The following is a 17,376-nucleotide window of genomic DNA, read 5'->3' on the forward strand; positions in this document are numbered from 1 at the left end:
TATAAATAGGAATAAAATATTATATTAATATAAAATTACTATAATATAAAATTTTCGGATAGTTAATTAATATCCGATATATTTATATCCTACTATAAATATATAATATAATATATTATCTAAAACCAATATTTTTCCAAGAGGTGAAAAGACATGCTTATATTAGCCACAAGTAAAATTCAAAGCAATTATCAAACCACAATCCCCAAAGAAATAAGAAAAAATTATGATATCGACAATGAAACCGTTGTAGAATGGGCCATCAATGATAATGGAAATCCCGAAATTAATTTTAGAAAAAAAAGAAGGTTTAAAAATTTGGCTGGTGCATTTAAAACTGAAGAAAAAACTAATGCAGTAGAATTAAAAAGGAGTTTATACGAATGAGTAAAGTATTTTTAGACACTTCATTCATTCTAGCATATGTCAATTCAAACGACGAGTTACATGAAAATGCTTTAAGATTAGATGAAGCTGAAAATGTATTATCAAAAGACTGCTACATTAACAACAATGTATTAAATGAAGTCTTAACATTAACAGGCCGAAAAATTAACATTGAAGCGGCTGAAGAAATATATTATGGCCTAATTGACAGCTTTGAGATATTAAATGAATATAATATCTTCAATTACACCGCCAAAACATTTGATATATTCAAAAGGATTGTTGGACCAAATAGCAAAAAGACAAAATTAAGCTTTACCGATTCAAGCATCATTTTAACAATGCAAGAATCAAACATTACTGATTTAGTTAGCTTTGATCAGCAATTCAAATATTTCAATAAAATCAATTTAATCGGTTTGAATTATTTATAACATGCTTAAACCTAACACCAAAAATTAATTAATTAATTTAATAAATAACCTGCATGATTTTTTATTAAAAAAGTATTTTTAATGGTGATATAGTTGAACTCAGAATTTTTAAAGTATTATATAGAAACAGAATTATACGAACAGTTTTATTGTTCACTACTTTATGGAAATGTATCACAGTAGGTTGATGGCAATATTAAAGACAGATAATGCTTCCAATTCTATGCACACTTGTTCACATTTGTGATTTTGCGCTTCGTTGCAATTCCACCTATTTTATTATTTTCAAAACATATCTTGTTGGAATAATTTTCATGTTATTGGTGGTAACCAATATATAAATGTGTCTAATTAACTTTAATATCCGGAAGTTTGTCCGAGATATGAAAACAATTCGAGTAACTGAAGAAATTCTCACAAAACTATCTCATTCAGGTTTAAAATCCGAAACCTATAATGACATTATAGTTACATATGAAAAAATGTATTTTGAACAATTAAGTGATGAATAACCAGATTACGGTAATGAAAGAATCAGACCTTTTGAATAAGGGGATTATAGTGGCACTAGAAAAGTTGATTTAAATGCCATCCGAAAATGATTTTGAAGTACAATATGAACTTTTTGAGTGGATTTCATTGTTTTATTTTCTTTAACAGATTTTCCCTATGTTATTTTTATCTAATTGATGTAATAATTTTTTTACTTTTTGATATGTAAAAAATAAGAGTCATGAAGAGGTTATGGATGATTTAGTTTCCATTTTGACATTTTTTTCAAAACATTTATATATCTCATATAATATATTTTTAATCGGAAGGAATATTCCTTCCGACTGTGTATTTAATTAAATTCATTTAGTCAAAATGGTTTTCCACTTTCCATTTTATTCAACTAAGTGGGCATATGTAGAGAAAGTGATGTGAAAAAATGTCAGCAAAAGATAACAAATTAGATCAGATAATTAAGACAATCGATGCAAACGATATAAAATTTTTGAAATTGCAGTTTTCAGATATTCATGGATTGCCAAAAAGCATGGCAGTACCCCTTAAAAAGGCGGGTGACGTTGAAGATATAGTAAATGATGGATTATTGTTTGACGGATCTTCAGTAGCAGGTTTGGCTTCTATAAATGACAGTGACCTTCTTGCAAAACCCGACATCAACACATTCTCAACAATTCCATGGAGACCTGAATCAAAAGGTACAAGCAGATTTATATGTGATATTTTCACAACCGATGGAAAACCATATGATGGAGATCCAAGGGGTGTTCTCAAAAAATCCCTGAAATTAGCTGAAAAAAGAGGATATCAGTTTAATATGGGTCCTGAACCGGAATTTTTCATCATAACAGAAGATGAAAATGGAAATTATATACCTGCAGATGAAGCAGAATACTTTGATGTTGAACCATTGGACCAGGGTACTGATATCAGAAGGGAAATCGTATTGGGCCTTGAAAAACTTGATTTCGACGTGGAGGTAAGCCACCACGAAGTTGCAGCAGGTCAGCACGAAGTCGACTTCAAATATGCAGATGCTTTAAAAACAGCTGACGCTGTTATCACATTTAAGGAAGCTGTCAAAGCATTGGTCAATAACTTAGGATTCAAGGCAACATTCATGCCAAAACCATTTTTGGGAATTAACGGTAGTGGTATGCACTGTAATCAGAGTCTCTTTAAAAATGGGGAAAACATTTTCTATGATCCTGACACCGAAACCCAGATTTCTCAGGATGCATTGTACTTCATTGGAGGATTGCTTAAACATGCTCCTGCTTTATCATCAATATTGTCTCCAACAGTCAACTCATATAAACGTTTGGTACCAGGTTATGAGGCACCATGTTACATAGCTTACGGTTTCAAAAACAGGTCAACCCTGTTGAGGATTCCGGCATCCAGAGGATTAGGTACAAGAATCGAATGCAGATCAGCTGATCCTTCATGTAATCCGTACCTTGCATTTGCAGTATTGCTTGAAGCTGGTTTGGACGGTATGGACAATAAGATTGACCCAGGTGAACCTACTGAAGAAAATCTCTTCGCATTTTCCGAAGATGAAATTGCTGAAAAAGGAATCAGCAGCTTGCCTACAAGCCTGTGGGAGGCATATCATGCATTGGAGGAAAATGATGTAATCAAAAAAGCTCTTGGAGAAAAAGTCTTCAATCAGTTCTATACTATCAAAAGGGCTGAATGGGATGCATACAGAATACAGGTATTCGATTATGAGCGTGATGAGTATCTGAACGTGTAAATTTTTATTATTCTAATACTTTGGCGGCCGATTGCTTGTTCTATTGGCCGTCCGTCAATTAAATTTTGGAGGTTTGTTGAAGGGTATTGATGTCTAAAAAAGCGTTTTTCGGAATTTTGTTTTGTTGAAGGCATATAGTGTTATTTGATTAGCAGTCAATTATTGGGCATATGTGAAATTATCATATTTTAAGATTATTTATCGGAATTTGTTTTTAAATTAGAAGTATTCACCATATTTTTGAAAGGAGGATAAAAGATGTGTGGAATAGCAGGTGTAATATACAAGGATAAAAAAACTCACCCTGTAGGAAGTGCTTTAACATCCATGCTGGAATCATTACAGCATAGGGGTCCAGATTCAGCAGGATATGCAATCTATGGGGGTTTGAATTTTTCTGAAAATTATTATCAGTTAAATATTCAAGTAAACAGAAGAAAAGGAACTTTGGACAATTTAAAATCATTGCTAACTCAGTTCAGTCAGATATATGAAGAACAGTTAATCGAATCAGTTGGCGATTCGGACATATACAAATGTAAAATAGCATTGGAGGATTATTCCCTTTTAAAGCCGTGCATACGTGAAATCGATGAACTGGATAATGTAAGGGTAATCAACGGTTCACACTCATTTGAAATGATAAAGGATATCGGAAAGGTAAAAGACATTGCAGAACGTTTTGACGTTTTGGGCAGAATGGGGACACACGGGATAGGACATACCCGATTTGCAACTGAAAGCGGCGTTGACCGTTATCATGCACACCCATATCAGAGCTACATCATACCTGACATAACCGTGGTGCATAATGGACAGATTACCAATTACTGGAAAATCAGGGACCCTCTGGAGAGGAAAGGGCATGTTTTCGAATCATTCAATGATACTGAATGCATTGTTCATTACATGGCGGACAAACTTGACCAGGGCTACAAATTGGAGGAAGCTTTAGATCAGGCTGTAATAGACCTCGACGGTCCTTTTTCAATATTGGTGGGAACACCTAACGGAATTGGGATTGCAAAGGACAAACTTGGTCTCAGGCCGGGTGTGATGGCTGAAACAGATGAAATTTTTGCTATTGCATCAGAGGAAATGGCTTTGCATGATGTCATAGATTCAGATCAAATAGAACAGATTGCTCCTGGAGAAACCAGGGCTTACACAATTTAATGGGGGATTTATCCATGAAAGAATTAGTTATTGATGCAAAGGATATGAATGCAAAGGAACTGAACCGTATCATAAAGGAACAATCCTCATTTCACGATAAGCTTATTATTAACAATCCCGAATCCAGGCATAATGTCTGTGCAGGTTTAACCGAAGATGTGGAAATTGAAATAAATGGGTCTGCAGGTTATTTTGTAGCAACAATGGTCAACGGCCCCAAAATACACATCAACGGAAATGCAGGATGGTTTGCCGGAGACAACATGACTGAAGGGGAACTTATTATTGATGGTACTGTAGGTGACGGTGCAGGACAGGGAATATACGGTGGAACTGTAATTGTAAAAGGAAGTGCAGGTTCAAGAACCGGAGAAATCATGAAAGGCGGAACAGTAATAATCGGAGGAAACAGCGGATACATGACAGGTTTGCTCATGATGGGAGGCAAACTCATAATACTTGGTGATGTAACCGACGATGTGGGTGAATCGATTATGAGAGGAAGCATATATGTTCTTGGAAATGTTAAAAGCTTGGGAAAAAACGCCGTCATGGAAAATGCCGCTTCCAAAGACCAAAAAGAGCTGAAGGAAATTCTAACAAAATACGGTTTTGATTTGACCGATGAAGACTATGCAAATTTTAAGAAAATTGTCAATATGCAATAGGAGCTAAAAAAATGAGCAAACATAAAATAGCTATGGTTGGAACACCATGTGAAATTATGGCAGCATCTAAACTGCAATATTATACTGACAGCCCTATTGACGTTAAGCTGGGCTTATTCTGTATGGAAAACTTTTCATACAGGTACTTTGAAAATCTCTTAGGGGAATATGACCTGAAAATGGATGACATAGAAAAATTCCAGATAGAAAAGGGATATGTATTTCTGTTATTGAAAAATAGGCAGACAGTAAAGATACCTCTGTCTGTAGCCAAAAGGATAATCAGAAAAAACTGCAACATATGCGTTGAGCTGACATCTGAAACATCAGACATTTCAATAGGTTCAATCGGATCTGAAGAGGAATGGTCAACCCTGATAGTCAGGACAAAAAAAGGTGAGGAAATAGTTGAAGGAGCAGTTAAGGATGAATTCATTGAAGCAAGGGACTTCACAGAATCACAGTTCAAACTCTTGAATAAACTTGCACAAACAAAGATTTCCAAAAATATTGAAAATATAGAAAGAAGGGAATTTCTGGCACGTCCCGTATTGTATCAGAGAGTAAAATCGGACAGTTCCATCAATAAGGAAAACATAGAGTCCAACTTCATAGATTTGAAGTCCAATGTCATAGACGTTGGTGCATGTGTGCTGTGCGGAGCATGTGAATACGCCTGTCCGGAAGGTCTGATAACAATTGACGATACAAAACCTATAATGAAAGGAAACTGTCCTCAGGACTGCCATGCATGCTTCAGGGTATGTCCGAGAACTTTCATACATGATGATTTGCGAAATGACAATTCAAAGCCGATAGGTGACTATATAAAGGTACTATCAGTCAGGTCCCTGAAACACATTCAGGGTCAGGACGGCTCCATTGTTACAACATTAATCGATTATCTGCTTTCAAATAAGATTGTCACAGAAGCATTGGTCGTTGACAAGAAGGACCACCTTGCATGGAAACCTTATGCAAAGATAACAAATGCAATTGATGAAGTTGTAAAATCCGGAGGAACAAAATATTCTGTCTGTCCGGTATTCAAACCATTAAAAGAAATGGAAAAGGAGGTAAATTAAATGTCATTCACTGTTGAGCGTAAGATAGAGATATGCAAACAGAACAATAACCGTCCTGGCTGCTGCTGGTATCTGTGTGACAATCCAAAACAGCCAGCTTGTAAAAACTGCTACAGTTGTTATTCAAATTGTCCTCATGATGTTTATGATGTAATCAATGACGAGCCTCTTCCGATACGTCAGGAAAATTGCGTCGGATGTAAAATATGTGAGGAAATGTGTCCGACACACGCAATATATGTCAGACCTCTTGCAGATGAAGGAAGGGGAATATGGTCAAATTCAACAATGGTTGAAATCAAGCGCAAAAGCCAAACTGGATCATATAAGGTTAGAGGTTGCGGATTGACCAGAAAAATTCCTACGTTCGATGACTTAAGCATAGTACCTGCACAGGTGTCAAGACCTCCAATAGACTCTTACAGAGAATCATGCAAAACTTCAGTCGTTCTTGGAGACAGGTTTGCCGAAAATCCAATTAAAATAGACACTCCTATAATGATCGGGGCAATGTCATTTGGTGCATTGAGTAAAGAAGCAAAAATAGCATTGGCAATTGGAAGCAGCAAAGTAGGTTCAATAGCAAATACTGGTGAAGGAGGAATGCTTCCCGAAGAAAGGCATTTCGCTGATAAACTGATTGCACAGTATGCATCAGGCCGTTTTGGAGTATCTGCAAACTATCTCAACAATGCTGAAGCTGTTGAAATTAAGATAGGTCAGGGTGCAAAATCCGGTATGGGCGGACATCTGCTTGCCCACAAGGTAACTGCAGAAGTGGCAAGGGTTAGAAACATTCCCGAAGGAACTTCAGCATTAAGTCCGGCAAGACACATGGACATAGTTGGACCCGAGGATTTGGGAATGAAAATCGACCAGTTAAGGGAAATCACAGACTGGAAAGTTCCAATCATTGTAAAATTCGCAGCAGGAAGAGTAGAGCAGGATGTAAAGATTGCGGCAAAGGCAGGTGCCGATATCATTGTAGTCGACGGTATGCAGGGCGGAACCGGCGCAGGACCTGAAGTGGTAACCGAACATGCAGGTATACCTACCATTGAAGCTATTGTAAAGGCCGATGATGCCTTAAAGGACATTAATTTGAGAAGTGAAGTTAGTCTGGTGGCAGCTGGTGGAATAAGGTCTGGTGCTGATGTTGCAAAAGCTATAGCATTAGGTGCTGATGCGGTATACATTGCTACCTCTGCATTGATTTCAATAGGATGTAAGGTCTGTCAGAGCTGTTCTGAAGGAATATGTCCGAAAGGAATTGCAACACAGGACAGGGTGCTTAGAAGAAGACTGGATCCTATAAGAAAAGGTCAGCAGGTTGCAAATTATATTGAAGCAATGACTCAGGAAGTAACTTCACTAACTCAGCAGGCAGGAAACACTGACATTGAAAATCTTGAACGTCAGGACCTTGTTGCATTGACTGTGGAAGCTTCACAATTAACAGGAGTGCCTATGGTGAGAAATTAATATTATAAATTAATAATAAGGAGATATTGTTATGGCAGCATTCGACAGAATCAAATCAGGAATTCCAGGGCTTGATGCGGCATTGGATAACATTCGTTTAGGTGACAACGTGGTGTGGAACGTTACAAATCTGAATGAATTTTCTTACTTTGCCGATCCTTACATAAAGCAAGCAAAAGAGGATAATAGAAACTTAATATACATCAGATTCGCTAATCATCCGCCATTAATAGAAATGACTGATGAGGACTTTAAACTGCTTGAACTTGAGCAGAACAATCCTGACAGTGAATTTTGCATGATTATGAGGGACGGAATTAAGATATATCTTGTAAATCCGTATAATCAGTTTGAGACATTCACTCTCGAAGTTCACAGAATCATAGAAAAGGAAGGATTTGATGCATTTTATGTCTTTGATTGTTTAAGCGACCTTCAGGCAGTCTGGTCAACGGATTTGATGATGGGTAATTTCTTTAAGGTAACCTGTCCGTTTTTATTCCAGCTGGATACTGTGGCATTTTTCCCAATCATTCGTGGAAGACATTCCTATGATGCCATAGCAAAAATCCGTGAAACCACACAACTGTTTTTGAATGTATATTCAAATTCTGCAGAGGAGGTTTATGTCTCTCCACTGAAAGTGTGGAACAGATATTCCCAGACCATGTTTTTGGGACATAAATTCAACCCTCAGACCGGTTCTGTCAAGGTGCTGCAGGACGGTCATGAAGTCAGCAGATATTACAAGACAATCAATGATTCCGACAAATATCAGAACGGTCAGATTCTGGACAGCTGGGAGAGATATATGCTTGAAGTAAGGATGAAGCATGGCAGCGGTGAAAATGTGGATGAGGAATGTGACAAGATTTGCGAGCTCATGATGACAAAGGACGAAAAGATGCTTTCCAAAATCAAGGAGTATTTCACCTTTGAGGATTACACCACTATTTATGATCGTCGTGTAGGAAGCGGACTTGTGGGAGGTAAATCCTGCGGAATGCTTCTTGCAAGAAAGATTATTGAAAAAAACTGTCCTGATCTGTACAATGAGGTTTTTGAACCTGATGATTCCTTTTACATAGGCTCTGATCTGTTTTACACATATATAGTTTCAAATGACCTTTGGGATCTTAGGGTAAATCAGAGAACTGAAGACGGATATTATGAATATGGTAAAAAGCTTGAGGAAGGCCTTAAAAACGGCATTTTTTCAGATGAAATAAAAAAGGAGTTCATACATATCCTGGATTATTTCGGACAAAGCCCGATTATTGTTCGCTCAAGCAGTTTTCTTGAGGACGGTTACGGCAATGCATTTGCAGGCAAATATGAATCTGTGTTCTGTGTAAACAGGGGAAGTCTTGAAGAACGTCTGGCGGCATTTGAGGATGCCGTTAAAGTTGTTTATGCAAGTACCATGAACATATCCGCATTGGAATACCGGAAACTGAACGGTTTGGATGATGCCGATGAACAGATGGCTCTTCTGGTTCAGAGGGTTTCAGGTTCATATTATGAAGATTATCTCTTTCCGACTGCGGCGGGCGTAGGATTTTCCTACAGTCCGTATTCTCCTCTTCCGGATATGGATAACAGCAAGGGAATGTTGAGGCTTGTAATGGGTCTTGGTACAAAAGCTGTAGACAGGACAAAAAAGGATTATCCCAGAATTGTAAATCTGGATAAGCCTGAAGTAACTCTGATGAGGGATGTAAAGGAAAAACACAGATATTCTCAGCATTATCTGGATGTCATTGATTTGAAAAATAGAAGTCTGCATGATATTCGCATTGATGAGGGCCTTGGTGTCATTCCGAGATATGCAAAAAAGGTTCTTGTAGAACATGACCGTGAAGCTGAAAGCATGTTTCGTGAACGTGGACAGCGCCGTGAGATTGTATTTGTCAACTGTGAAGGGCTTGTAAAAAACAGTGAGTTTATTGAAGTCATGAAGGAGATTCTAAATACGTTGGAAACTGCATATGATTATCCGGTTGACATTGAATACACGGTCAATGTCGGTGAGAATAATTCATTCAACATAAACTTGCTGCAGTGCCGTCCGCTTCAGGTTTCAACAAACAATGAAGCTATTGAGATGCCTGAAGATAAAAATGTCTTCTTCCACATCAGGGAATCCTCCATGGGCATGTCAAGAAAGAATACAATAGATGTGATTTGCTATGTTGACCCTCACAGGTATTATGAATATCCTTATGATCAGAAGAGTTCCATATCACATGTAATCAATAATGTAAACTCCTACTGTAAGGATAATGACAAGACTGCCATTCTGATAGTTCCTGGAAGAATAGGAACATCCTCTCCTGAATTGGGTATTCCGGTTGTATTTGCTGACATCAGTCATTTCACTGCAATTCTTGAAGAATCATACAATGAAGTAGGTTATATGCCTGAATTGTCTTTTGGAAGCCATATGTTCCAGGATTTGGTGGAAGCGGAAATATATTATGGCGCTTTGTTTGAAAATGAGAAAAAAATAGAATTCAACAGGGATATGGTCTTTGAGTACCCTAATATCCTAAAGGAAATTGACCCTAATCTGAGGGATGAAATTTACGGCATGGTGCAGGTTATTGATTTCAATGGAGGTAATGCGGAGCTTTATCATGACATGAACAGGGATGAAACAATGTGTATTTTCAAGTGATTGAAAATATTTAGGGCAGGTTGGGTGGGACATATGCCTTTTTATTTGCAATTAATTTTTTGTAAAAGAAGTTTTTTCAAATAAAAGCAGAGTATGACAAAATTCCGAAGTGAGTGATGACCCTAATGTGTTTTTGAGTTTATTTTTCGCAATAGGGTTGTTTCTCACAATTTAAAACTATTTTTTTTATGTTCTGTCGCTTCGGATTTTTCCTATCACAAGTTTTTTTTTAGTGTTTTTCCATTTCGTTAATGGCTATTTTTAGAAACAAATTTTATGTATTTGGAGTAAATATATGATATATATTTAATTTTTCAGCATTCGAGTTTAGAAACTTGACTGTCGCATTTGTTGTTATTTTAAGGAAATTCAGGAGATTGAAGTGAAATCATGTTTACATATCCAAAAGAGTTAAGGCGCAAAGACATAAAGAAAATTTCCAAATATCCCTGCAGTGAAGAGATTAAGGATGCGTATATGAAGTACCTGACAAACTATTCCTTTGAGGATTTCGCCAGATACTGTGAGGAAAACTCCAAAAAATCATTGGACGAGCTGATTTTCAGTTTCACAGATTTGCAGCTTGACAGCTTCAAGCCCAACTCATTGCCATGGCTTTCCCATGTGATGATTAATTTCATGATTTATTTTCATGTCAATCTGGATTACGGTGAGTATTATGATGCCTATGCATCTGTCCTTCAGATGACAGCCCTTTCAATTGCTCTTGCGATGAAATTCGATGGTGTTTCCTTTGAGGATGTGGCGATGCCTCCGCATTCAGCAGAATGTTTCAGGGAATTTTTTGAAAAATGTCCGGATTTCAGCTTTAACCTGGAAAAGGATTGCGAATTGGCACACAGGTCATTCAATCAGGATTTCGGATTTTCTCCCGAAGAGTATTATTTCAAAGTAAATGCCCATTTTGAAAGCGAAGGGTATTTTTAGGCTTTCTGCAATTTTTTATTGTCCAATAGAACTTTGGCATATGTTAAAAGTGCGGATACGATTATTGCCAGTAATGTAGGTCCTAAAACGATTGAATCAAGACTGATTGTTATGTTATAAACAACAAATCCGCAAAGCCATGCAAACATGTTCCAGTACCATGTTTTCGCATTGTTTTTCTGATTTTTTGATAGGTAAAACGATACCAGAAGCACAGAGGCCATAGGGGCAAATACCGATGCAATCAGGTATAAAAAGTCAATGTAGTGGTTCATGATTCCGGAAATTGCAAGCACTGCACTTATTGCGCTGACTGCAACTCCGGCAATTTTTGGATCTATTTTGCTGAATATGACTTTTGATGATTCTCCAGCGGAATTTGCAGCAAGGAAGTTGGTTGTCACTGTTGAAAGTGCAACGATTATGATTCCGGATGTTCCAAGATTTGCAAGAAGTATTGCCTGAGCTATTGTGTAGCTGGCACCTATGTTTGCTATTTCCACACCTATGAAATACATCCAGAGGCTTGCAAGACTGTATGCTGCTGCAGATATGAGTGTGGCTTTCATTGGCTTTTCAACATCCTTTGTATAGTCTGAAATTACTGGAAGCCATGAAATAGGCATTGCAATTGAAATTTCAAAGATGTTCCAGAAGCCGAGTGCAGGGTGGCTGGATAGTGTTGCTGCAGGTGAGCTGAATCCCCAAAGCTTGAATGTTAAAAGCACCAGAAGCCCTGTAAGGATAACCATTACCACTGTTGTTATCTTTGCCATCTTCTGAAGGCCCATATAAACCCACAGAGCTATGAACGCTGCAAGGATTATGCATATTACAGGCAATGAAATCGGAAGATTCAGGCTTGAAAGTGCGGACGCTCCCTGTGCGTTTAAGACTGCAACCCATGCCACAAGCTGCATCACGTTAAGTACTGCAAAGAACTTTGAGCCGTATTTTCCGAATGTCGATGAGGTCATCTCCATTGCGTTCAGTCTGACTGAGGCTCCGATGTATCCGACCAGAAATAGCAGTATTGCCCCAATTATGTGGCCGAGAACCAGGGGAACCCATAGTGATGGTGAAGATCCGATCTGGATTCCCGCTTCGATTTCGGAAACGGATATTGCCACTCCAAACCAGATGACTGCATTTGTAAAAAGTCCTGTTCTGTTTTCCATATTATTCCTCGGTTTTGGCCATTACAGTTAATGTATTTTAAGTTACTATTATATTATTCTAAATTTTAATATATAAATATAACTATTGTTATAATAAACATTATTAAAAAATTTATTTATTTAAAAATGCAATATTTAATCATGAAAACCACACGTTTTGAAACATTTATGGATGCGATTATTGCAATTATTATTACAGTTCTGGTTTTGAAATTGACTCAGCCCGGTGCTGCAACATGGGGTGCCATCGGGGCATTGAGCGACAGTTACATTACATATTTCATCTGTTTTTTAATCATATTCAACACATGGTACAATGACCACAACCTCTTTCAGATGGTTGATGAGATAAACAACAGTGTGGTGCTTGTCTATGGTGTTCTGATATTTGCCATTTCGCTTCTTCCTTACTTTGCATCATGGGTTTCACTCCATCCCAACTCAATTCCTGCACAGACAATGTTCGGATTGGTGTTTTTAGTTACCAATGCATGCTATTCGCTATCCACTTATCTTATCATTCGGGCAAATCCCTACAACAAGCAACTCAGGCGCATTGATTTAACAAACTTCAAAAGATATATTCCTTCCATGATTATTCTGATAGGATTTGTGCTGACATATACAGTCTATACTCAGGGGATTTTTGTTTCCTGCGTGCTTGCAACAATCTACTGGTTTTTCATTGCACTTTTTACAAAGTCCGAAATCGAAAGTTCCGAAAGGTTCGAAGCTCTTTTCGATGCAATTGTCGCAATCATACTGACTGTAATCGTTTTGGAAATCACCATGGCTGCAGGAGGGTCATGGGAAGATCTGTTTAAGGAGAGAATTGAATTTCTGGCATATGGGGTAAGTTTCATTGTATGTTTCAATTTCTGGAACTACAATAATAACCTCTTCGGAATAGTTAATAGGATTAACCACAGGGTCATATGGTCCATCGGAGGATCAATGCTTGTGCTGTCACTGATTCCATATCTCTCATTGTTTGTTTCACATAACTTCTACTCATTTGTGGCGCAGGCATGCTATGGGCTTAACTTTATTGTAGTTGCAGTTCTCTCTATAGTGACTGCCAACGCCCTGAAAAGTGTGGATCCGGGAAACATCGCACTTATCATGCTTTTAAACAACAATTATCAGCTGCTTTCAACTCTGATAATTGTGGGAATAGGAATGATTATAGGATATCTTGCATATCCTCCGGCAATAATGATATCATGTCTGGTGTCAATATTTTTCGTCTGGATGATTCCCCATTTCGTTAAAAATTAGTTTCCGGTCCTGAAAATCCATTGGATAAGGATTTTTTGTTTAATTTTGGAGTCATGTTCAAAAATTTTAAGTATATTGTGAACTATAACTTAATATCAGGTGAAAATATGGGTAATTTCGATACGCTTGAAAGTGCAAGAGAATTTTTTTACAGGGACAAATTCGCAGTTGATACTGGAATTGTTCTGGATGAAATAACCGAAGATGAGGCAATATGCTCTCTTGATTTGAATGATGGCCATAAAAATGCTTATGGTGGTGTGATGGGAGGTGTAATATTCACTCTTGCAGATTTTGCATTTGCAGTTCTCTCAAATCAGATTCATCAGCTGACCGTTGCTCAGCAGGTGGATATCCATTATCTTTCAGCTCCAAAAGGAGACAGGTTAATTGCCAAGGCAACCTGCAGAAAAAGCGGAAGGACATCATCAATCATCAATGTTGACATTTCAGATGATACTGGCCGTGACGTTGCACAGTTTATAGGCACTGGCTTTAAGTTATAGTTATTTTAAGCACTGGATAGATCCAGTGCTTTATCATAAATAAAATTCCGCTTCTTTTCTCATCATGTAATTTTCCGTTGCATTCTGCTTTTCCAGTTCATATTCGGCTCCGCCAAATGACCTTGCGCCTTCACTGCATATGTTGATGCATGTACTGCATCTGCTGCAGTCATCGATGCTTGTCATTGTTGGTGTGGATTCGTCAATTGCATCTTCCGGACAGGTATATGCGCAGTCAAGGCATTCAACGCATAGGCTGTCGTCACATTCAACGTTAAATTGAGGTATTTCATGTTCGACGAAGGGTTTGTATCCGCCGACGAATATTTCGTTTTCATCTCCGTTTTCTATTTTTTCATATACATTTTTTGAAAATTCGCTGATTTTTTTAAGGTCGTTTTCATCAGGCCTTCCATGTGCAATCTGGCTGAAAAGTGAATTCTCGCTTACTGTTGTTGCAATTCCAATGATGTTAAATCCGTTTTCTTTTAAAAGTTCTGTAAGTTCAAGAAGGGCATCGACATATTCCATGTTGCCGTAGTTCAGTATCACGATTGTCTTTGTGTCTGTTCCTTTCATTTTTGAAAGTCTCTTTTGGGCGGTTTTTGGAATTCTTCCGTTGAATACTGGAACTCCTATGATTACCAGTTCGTCATCAAAGGTCTTCTCGTCGTCAAAGCTTAGAAGGTCATAGTTTTCCCTGTTCATATTGAAGCTCTTTGCAACTTCATTGACTATTTTTTCAGTGCTTCCGGACGGGCTGAAATATACTTTTGAAAGTTTTTTGAACTTTGTCATTTTATCACCTTGTCTTTCAATTATTTTGCGCATATTTAAGTTTTTGGTGATTTTTTGGTTACTTGTATTATTATTTTGTTTTATTTTTAATTTGCGGAATTTTATCATTTTCTTTGTGGGGCAGCTGGGGGAGCCTGTTTTTGTGAGGGATTTTGGACATGAAAATGATTGCATATTGGTGAAACCTACATCTTTATATTATATGAAAATAATATATTCAAATGACTGATTAACAAGTCGTGAAAAATCCAAAATTCGAAGTTGCACTGCCGTAGCTTCGAATTTTTTTTTTGAAAAATTTTAATTGTTGTGACTGTAAACATTTTTGGAGGTAATAGTAATGTCCGATTTTGATGAGAAAAACATATTTGGAAAAGGTGAGCCGAACGATGCATTTGCAGAATTCTTCATAGGTCACTCCTATTTAAATCCGTTGACCAATTTTGAAAATTCAGATGTATTTTTGGCAAATGTAACTTTTGAGCCGGGATGTAGAAACAACTGGCATATACACCATGCTGAAAATGGCGGCGGCCAGATTTTGATTTGCATTGCAGGTGAAGGATGGTATCAGGAGGAAGGAAAAGATGCATTAAGCCTTAAACCGGGCATGGTTGTTGAAATTCCTGCAGGAGTAAAACACTGGCACGGTGCTAAAGCAGACTCATGGTTCAGCCACATTGCAGTTGAGGTTCCCGGTGAGGAAACTTCCAACGAATGGCTTGAAGAAGTAAGTGATGATCATTATAATGCTCTTTAAAAAAATAGGTTAATGTTGAATTTGGCGATTCAACATTAATATGTTCTATACCATACGTCTGCCTTGTATGGTGTGTAACCTTTAATTAGGCTTGTGGAAATGTGTGCACTGTTTCCATTGACTATTTTTGCCTTGACGTTTCCCTTATTGTTTTTGAAGTAGAATTTGGCCTTGATTAGCTTGGTGTGGTGCGGTTCAAGGTCTCCATTGTATCCGCTTCCGATAAACCATGAGGTCACTCCGGTACCTTTTTTAAACTGCATATTTCCCTTATATTCAACATAACCAGCTATTGCATCACCGTTTTTGAGCTTGACTGCTTTTGGAGCCCATAAAACTCCCGGTTTAAAATTATATATTTTTACAGTTGTTTTTGATACCTTGGCGGCGTCCACGCTTTGGGCTGAAACAGCACAAATGACAACACATGCCGCAATCAGAATCAAAATGACTGCTATATGTTTTCTGTTAAAATGCATTTTAATCACTATGTATAGTTTTTTCACTCGGTGTTAATATTTTATTCGATGGTGTCATTTGGACAATGATTTTCAAATCAATTATCTGAGTTTCACCCTCGATATTTTTAATACTTTTTGTTTAGATATTGATTATTGCTATTTGAATATTTAATTTAAAAAGAGTAAGTGTAAAATTCAATTCAAAGCCAGTTGCATATCTACATTACAATATTTAAAAAATAAATTTTATATAAAAAAAGAAAAAATGGGGAAGGGTTACGCTACGTGGTCGGAATAATTTCCCTTCCGTTTTCATCAATCACTGTTTCGACAGCTCTTCCGTTCTCGTCAATCAAACCACCGTCATTGCTGCTGTCATCACTTGCTTGCTGTTGTTGAGTGTCACTTGTACTTGTCTGATATTGGACGTTTGAATTGGATGATGAACTGCTTTGCTGTGTTGCGGTTTGGGTATTTTCGGTTGTTTGGGTGTCAAGAGTATCATTAACCGTGATGTTCAAGTCCTCTTCCACATAACCTGTTTTGATGTTTACATTTTGAGAGATGCTGCTTGAGGTATAGTTCTCATCTCCTGCATATGTCACGTTTATGGTGTACTTTCCGTCGGTAAAGTTATGAATCTTGACGATGGCAACCCCTGTCACATGTGTCTTTGCGGATTTTGAAAAGACCTCTTTTCCTTTGCTGTCAAAAATCTTCACGCTTAAGGTCTTGCCCTCCAAAGACTGCTTTTCCCCGTCGGTAAGTTTCACATAGATTGTTGAGTTTTCACCGATGGTATTCCCGTTCAGTATTTTCAGCTGGGTGTCCTTTGCGCTGTCGTGACCTGTAAACATTGAAACGGCAAGCACTATTACAAAAAAGACAATTAGCCCGATTATTATTTCTCTTCTATTCATTCAATCACCTTAATCTTATCTTACAGCTGTCAAAACACCGGTTTAATCACTGCATTCTGATGCGCTTATGTAATAGTCGGTTAGTGGTGTAACTTCATCTCTCTGTTTATTTTAAAACTGCCTGTTTCCTAGTTTGGCTCGACTTTCAGGTCATCTCTGCAGTTTTTCATTACAGCACTTTTTGTTGTTTTTCACTGTAAGATGAATTTTTGACTTTTATTGCTTAGTTTATATGTTACTGCATATGCATAAAGTTTGGTATTTGTTTTTCAATGCCGTCAATTTAAGAATTTCATAATGTCCTGAAATTCAAATTTACGATTGCTAGAAAATTTATTTTCAGTATTAA

At 37.4% G+C, this 17,376-nt stretch carries 17 protein-coding genes; 13 read left to right on the forward strand and 4 right to left on the reverse strand.

Annotated features, from left to right (window positions below; translation table 11 throughout):
• Positions 1-153 precede the first annotated feature (153 nt).
• The 10 genes from Q0P94_RS09090 (at position 154) to Q0P94_RS09135 (ending at position 11,126) form a co-directional block, all read left to right on the forward strand.
• Positions 154-387 (forward strand): AbrB/MazE/SpoVT family DNA-binding domain-containing protein, encoded by a 234-nt coding sequence (locus Q0P94_RS09090; RefSeq protein ID WP_295115851.1) that lies wholly within the window; start codon positions 154-156, stop codon positions 385-387.
• Positions 384-821 carry a type II toxin-antitoxin system VapC family toxin gene (locus Q0P94_RS09095; protein ID WP_295115853.1) on the forward strand — a complete coding sequence of 146 codons (438 nt, stop codon included), beginning with the start codon at positions 384-386 and terminating at the stop codon, positions 819-821. Before Q0P94_RS09090 ends, Q0P94_RS09095 begins: the two co-directional genes overlap by 4 nt.
• A 383-nt stretch (positions 822-1,204) precedes the next feature.
• The gene (locus Q0P94_RS09100; RefSeq protein ID WP_295115855.1) at positions 1,205-1,333 is read left to right on the forward strand and encodes a hypothetical protein; all 129 of its coding nucleotides are present in this window, start codon (positions 1,205-1,207) and stop codon (positions 1,331-1,333) included.
• A gap of 419 nt (positions 1,334-1,752) precedes the next feature.
• A complete protein-coding gene (glnA, locus tag Q0P94_RS09105) occupies positions 1,753-3,090 on the forward strand; it encodes a type I glutamate--ammonia ligase (protein ID WP_295115857.1) in 1,338 nt (445 codons plus the stop codon).
• A 258-nt stretch (positions 3,091-3,348) separates the two neighbouring features.
• Positions 3,349-4,266 carry a glutamine amidotransferase gene (locus Q0P94_RS09110; RefSeq protein WP_295115858.1) on the forward strand — a complete coding sequence of 306 codons (918 nt, stop codon included), beginning with the start codon at positions 3,349-3,351 and terminating at the stop codon, positions 4,264-4,266.
• Positions 4,267-4,280: 14 nt separating this feature from the next.
• Positions 4,281-4,934: a tributyrin esterase gene (locus tag Q0P94_RS09115; RefSeq protein ID WP_295115860.1), complete on the forward strand. Its 654-nt coding sequence runs from the start codon at positions 4,281-4,283 to the stop codon at positions 4,932-4,934.
• Between the two features lie 11 nt (positions 4,935-4,945).
• Positions 4,946-6,019, forward strand: coding sequence for a Coenzyme F420 hydrogenase/dehydrogenase, beta subunit C-terminal domain (locus Q0P94_RS09120; protein WP_295115862.1), 1,074 nt, complete (start codon positions 4,946-4,948; stop codon positions 6,017-6,019).
• Positions 6,020-7,501: a glutamate synthase-related protein gene (locus tag Q0P94_RS09125; protein ID WP_295115864.1), complete on the forward strand. Its 1,482-nt coding sequence runs from the start codon at positions 6,020-6,022 to the stop codon at positions 7,499-7,501.
• A 31-nt stretch (positions 7,502-7,532) separates the two neighbouring features.
• Positions 7,533-10,178 (forward strand): PEP/pyruvate-binding domain-containing protein, encoded by a 2,646-nt coding sequence (locus Q0P94_RS09130; RefSeq protein ID WP_295115866.1) that lies wholly within the window; start codon positions 7,533-7,535, stop codon positions 10,176-10,178.
• 390 nt (positions 10,179-10,568) lie between these two features.
• Positions 10,569-11,126: a hypothetical protein gene (locus Q0P94_RS09135; RefSeq protein ID WP_295115868.1), complete on the forward strand. Its 558-nt coding sequence runs from the start codon at positions 10,569-10,571 to the stop codon at positions 11,124-11,126.
• On the opposite strand, the gene Q0P94_RS09140 is transcribed toward Q0P94_RS09135, so the two are convergent.
• Positions 11,123-12,304 (reverse strand): cytosine permease, encoded by a 1,182-nt coding sequence (locus tag Q0P94_RS09140; protein WP_295115870.1) that lies wholly within the window; start codon positions 12,302-12,304, stop codon positions 11,123-11,125. The genes Q0P94_RS09135 and Q0P94_RS09140 overlap by 4 nt on opposite strands.
• 141 nt (positions 12,305-12,445) lie before the next feature.
• Here Q0P94_RS09140 and Q0P94_RS09145 point away from each other — a divergent pair, with 141 nt between their 5' ends.
• Both Q0P94_RS09145 and Q0P94_RS09150 read left to right on the forward strand, forming a co-directional pair.
• Positions 12,446-13,582, forward strand: a complete 1,137-nt coding sequence (locus Q0P94_RS09145) for a TMEM175 family protein (protein ID WP_295115872.1) — start codon at positions 12,446-12,448, stop codon at positions 13,580-13,582.
• A 107-nt stretch (positions 13,583-13,689) separates the two neighbouring features.
• Positions 13,690-14,088, forward strand: coding sequence for a PaaI family thioesterase (locus Q0P94_RS09150; RefSeq protein ID WP_295115874.1), 399 nt, complete (start codon positions 13,690-13,692; stop codon positions 14,086-14,088).
• Between the two features lie 33 nt (positions 14,089-14,121).
• Here the strand turns inward: Q0P94_RS09150 and Q0P94_RS09155 are convergent, their stop codons facing one another.
• Positions 14,122-14,886 carry a ferredoxin gene (locus Q0P94_RS09155; protein WP_295115876.1) on the reverse strand — a complete coding sequence of 255 codons (765 nt, stop codon included), beginning with the start codon at positions 14,884-14,886 and terminating at the stop codon, positions 14,122-14,124.
• 340 nt (positions 14,887-15,226) lie between these two features.
• Between Q0P94_RS09155 and Q0P94_RS09160 the strand changes: the two genes are divergently transcribed.
• Positions 15,227-15,646, forward strand: a complete 420-nt coding sequence (locus tag Q0P94_RS09160; RefSeq protein ID WP_295115877.1) for a cupin domain-containing protein — start codon at positions 15,227-15,229, stop codon at positions 15,644-15,646.
• Between the two features lie 35 nt (positions 15,647-15,681).
• On the opposite strand, the gene Q0P94_RS09165 is transcribed toward Q0P94_RS09160, so the two are convergent.
• Positions 15,682-16,125 carry a hypothetical protein gene (locus Q0P94_RS09165; RefSeq protein WP_295115879.1) on the reverse strand — a complete coding sequence of 148 codons (444 nt, stop codon included), beginning with the start codon at positions 16,123-16,125 and terminating at the stop codon, positions 15,682-15,684.
• Between the two features lie 263 nt (positions 16,126-16,388).
• A complete protein-coding gene (locus tag Q0P94_RS09170; protein ID WP_295115881.1) occupies positions 16,389-17,027 on the reverse strand; it encodes a hypothetical protein in 639 nt (212 codons plus the stop codon).
• Between the last annotated feature and the right edge of the window lie 349 nt (positions 17,028-17,376).

Origin of the sequence: uncultured Methanobrevibacter sp. (assembly GCF_946184425.1) — an archaeon.
GTDB lineage: Archaea > Methanobacteriota > Methanobacteria > Methanobacteriales > Methanobacteriaceae > Methanocatella.